Below are 3,592 nucleotides of genomic sequence, written 5' to 3'. Positions count from 1 at the left end.
TATGCGAACTCCCGATAACGGTACCACGGTAATATATACGGTTTATATATAATAGCTATAATGGATAAAAATAGTCTTATTTATTGCAAAAGGAGAATCCTCAGTGAAGATAAACAAATTGTTTGGAAGTATCGTTATTGTTGTACTGATAGGCTTGATGAGTATAACCAGCGTATTGGCCGATGCTCCGGCGCCTCCCGTGGGTTTTGAAAATATTGAACCCCTCTGGTACACTGGATTTGGCTCTGGGGGGAGCACGGAACAGTGTTTCGACCTGCCGAATGGCTGGGTAGATAAAGTTATTCGTTTCTGGCACCCTGCAGACCAAAAGTGGGTTGACCTGGCAACAACATATCAAACGGTTGACGGAGTTAAACAAGCCTGTACGATCGTCCCGGCAAATGGCTGGGTAGCTCTACAAGGGAAGTATATTCAGGAGCTTGTCGACCCAGAAAAAACATTTTGCGATAGAAATCCCGACGACGACGTATGCCAGCCAGTAGTATTGTGCAGTCTTTAGTAGAAAACTAACCAAGACAACCTCATACCCCGAAGTTAACAACAAAGACCGCAATATTGGCTATTTCTAGCACTATTGCGGTCTTTGGTCGGGGCGAGAGGATTCGAACCTCCGGCCTCTTCAACCCCATTGAAGCGCGCTAACCGGACTGCGCCACGCCCCGACAACGGGCGTGATTATAGTGCATTCTCCCTGATCGTGCAAGGAGTTTAGCGATACAATTGCGCCATGCGCAACCTCCAATTATTACTCACCAGTTTGTTTCTATTTCTATCGGCCTGTTCACCCGCGGCTGTGGAAAATATCAGCCCCACCCCGAGCTGGACACCCACCCGCGAAGCTGCAATCACCCCCGAGCCGAGTCCCGCTCCCACACAGGAAAACCCGGACTCGCTCGAAGTTGGCACGCCTACTCCAACCGAATCCATCCCCGAGCCGCCAACTCAATTATGCTCTCCCCTGGCCGAACACAGCTCCGAGCTACTCATCGAGATTGTCTCATCCCCCTACGCGCCACCTCCAGACGGAAAAGACGACCGCCATCACGGCGTGGATTTTGCCTACTACAATCACGGCGAGCGCGCCTCCGTGGATGGCGAAGGCGTGCAAAGTATTCTGGCCGGGCGCGTAGCCGCAGCCATTAGCGATCGCTTGCCTTACGGCAATATGGTCATCATCGAAACGCCACCTGAGTTGATTCCAGAAGCCCTGCAAGAAATGCTACAAATACCGGCAGGCAGCTCGCTATACCATCTCTACGCCCATCTGAGCGAAGCCCCACTGGTTGAGCCTGGGCAATCTATCGGTTGTGGCGAATTGCTCGGTTATGCCGGAATGACTGGCTACAACATCCCCGTACCGCACCTGCATCTGGAGACACGCATCGGCCCGGCGAACATAGCCTTTGATGGAATGGTATTCTACGATACACACGCAACACCCACCGAGCAGGAAAATTATCTGCGCTGGCGAACAAGCGGAGAATTTCAGCATTTTGATCCGATGGTATTGTTTACGAATACCCCCTAACCTGTTTTTCAATATGGTAGCGACAGAAATGTAAGTCAGGACTTATGCTCTTTCACAAAAGAAAGTCCCAATCGCGAACAACTTAATCCGGACGAATGGGAAGCGTGAACGTAAAAATGCTGCCCACCTCACCATCAGCTGGTGTCTCATACCAGATTTCACCACCATGAGTTTCCACGGCCAATTTGCAGAAAGCCAATCCCAAACCCGCGCCTCGCCAACGCCCGAGCTGGCCTGATATTTGCGCAAAGCGCTCGAAGATGACTGCACGATGCTCTGCCGCGACCCCTGGCCCCTGGTCAACAACTTTCACTGTAATATTATCGCTTCCCGAAAAAGCAATCACACGCACGCTACTCTTTTCAGGCGAGAATTTGACGGCATTATCCACCAAATTTTGCAATACGCGAAAGATTTTTTCTTCATCGGCAAAAATAAGCGGCAAATCGCTGGGGATCTCATTTTTCAAGGTGATGCCATATTCATCCGCCATCATAGCGATATCGTCCATCAATATTTGCGTCAGCGCAAAGAGATCAACCGGAATTTTATGCAACATGATATCGCCAGACTGCATCCGGGCTACATCCATCAATGACTTCACCAGACGCAGCACACGCTTTGCACCCCGCCGGGCCACGTCCAAAGCGTGATCCACGATCTGACGATGCTCGCCCGTGGGAATGACCTCATCCATCAAATCCAGTGAACCCAGCACAGCGCTGATTGGGGAACGCAGATCGTGGATCAGCGCGTCGGCAATGACTTCGCGTTCCTGATTCACGCGGTGCTCCTCAGAAACATCACGCCAGATCAGCATCCACCCCAGCGCGGCTTCCCCTGGCAATGTTACCGAATACAACCTGCGTTCATAAACACTAACAGGGGTCACATCCGGAATATGGTAGGTTTCTTTTTTGAATTCATTGGCAACCTCGCCAGCCAAGCCGAGAAGCATCTGTTCAACAACGCGGCGTTCATATCCCAGGCGGCGCAATACTCCCTCGGAGAGGTCAATCAACTGCATCCCCATCAAGTTATCTGCGGGCATTGAAGTAAGGTGGGTAAAAGACTGATTGGCAAGGGAAATATCACCCTGCGGGTTAAACATCAGGATCGCTTCTTGTACAGAGTTGATGACTGCCGATAATTGTTCACGTTGACGCTGAGTCTCATGATGCAATTGAGCATTGACCAAAGCCACCGCGGCCTGATGCGCCAATTGCTCTACCAGAGATTGATCGCCTGCGGCAAAGGCAGCTTTCAGGTCACTCTCCAGTGTAATTACCCCCAACGATTGGCCCTCATAAAGCAAAGGGACACTCAATTGCGATTTAACAATATCCCCTTTAACATTTATATAATCGGTATCTTGAGTCACATCGGGGATATTCTCAACACGCCGTAAGCGATGAGCTCGTCCAGTAACGCCATCATCGAGCGACAGCCTTTCTAGGTTCGGGTACCCTCTTTGGGCTTTGACATCCAGTATCGCGCCCCCGGCATCGTAGATGCCGATGATCCCCCACGGCGACTGGGTGAATTCCATAGCGTAATCCAATATCAGAAAAAAGAGACGTTCAGAGAGCGTGGCCGCCGAAAGCTCGCGGCCGACCGCTTCAAGAATTGCCAACTGCTGCACACGCCGAGCCAGCTGTCGATCAACGGTCGTGTGAAGTCGCGCATTGGCAACCGCAAGCGCAGCCTGAGCAGCCAAAGTTTGCAATAACTCAACCTCATCGTGCAAGAAATCGTGGGGGGCATCATAGAATACCGAAAGAAATCCGATGGGTCCTTCAGGGGTTATCAGCGGAAAATCGGCATAAGCCTGGATATTTTCGCTGGTAAATGCCCTGGCTATTTCAATCGGCAGCGATGTTTCCCTGATGTCGGCAACAAGTTCATGCACCCCAGTGCGTAAACAGCGCGAGCGGCGGCGGCCAGCAATTGAAAAGTTGCGGCTGTGCTCATAAAATGTATCTGACAGGCCACGCGAATGCGCCAGATAGAGCGTATCCATGCTGGGCTCTTGTAGGTAAATGG

Annotated in this window: 3 protein-coding genes and 1 tRNA gene; 2 read left to right on the top strand and 2 right to left on the bottom strand. The window is 51.2% G+C overall.

Annotation, left to right across the window (positions count from 1 at the left end; translation table 11 throughout):
* The first annotated feature begins 103 nt into the window (after positions 1–103).
* Positions 104–520 (top strand): hypothetical protein, encoded by a 417-nt coding sequence (locus tag HN413_16830; protein MBT3392065.1) that lies wholly within the window; start codon positions 104–106, stop codon positions 518–520.
* Between the two features lie 85 nt (positions 521–605).
* On the opposite strand, the gene HN413_16825 is transcribed toward HN413_16830, so the two are convergent.
* Positions 606–683: transfer RNA gene (locus HN413_16825), tRNA-Pro, on the bottom strand.
* 65 nt (positions 684–748) lie between these two features.
* Here HN413_16825 and HN413_16820 point away from each other — a divergent pair.
* Positions 749–1,549 (top strand): peptidoglycan DD-metalloendopeptidase family protein, encoded by an 801-nt coding sequence (locus HN413_16820; protein MBT3392064.1) that lies wholly within the window; start codon positions 749–751, stop codon positions 1,547–1,549.
* 82 nt (positions 1,550–1,631) lie between these two features.
* Here HN413_16820 and HN413_16815 read toward each other — a convergent pair whose 3' ends face one another.
* Positions 1,632–3,569 (bottom strand): GAF domain-containing protein, encoded by a 1,938-nt coding sequence (locus tag HN413_16815; GenBank protein MBT3392063.1) that lies wholly within the window; start codon positions 3,567–3,569, stop codon positions 1,632–1,634.
* Positions 3,570–3,592: the final 23 nt, after the last annotated feature.

The organism is Chloroflexota bacterium (assembly GCA_018648225.1).
Lineage (GTDB): Bacteria > Chloroflexota > Anaerolineae > Anaerolineales > UBA11858 > NIOZ-UU35.
This window is presented reverse-complemented; position numbering and strand designations above follow the sequence as displayed.

What these genes read in the sequence shown, in the direction of transcription:
- HN413_16820 (MBT3392064.1), top strand. Translation starts at nt 749, where the DNA reads ATGCGCAACCTCCAATTATTACTCACCAGTTTGTTTCTATTTCTATCG.
- HN413_16815 (MBT3392063.1), bottom strand. Translation starts at nt 3,569, where the DNA reads ATGGATACGCTCTATCTGGCGCATTCGCGTGGCCTGTCAGATACATTT.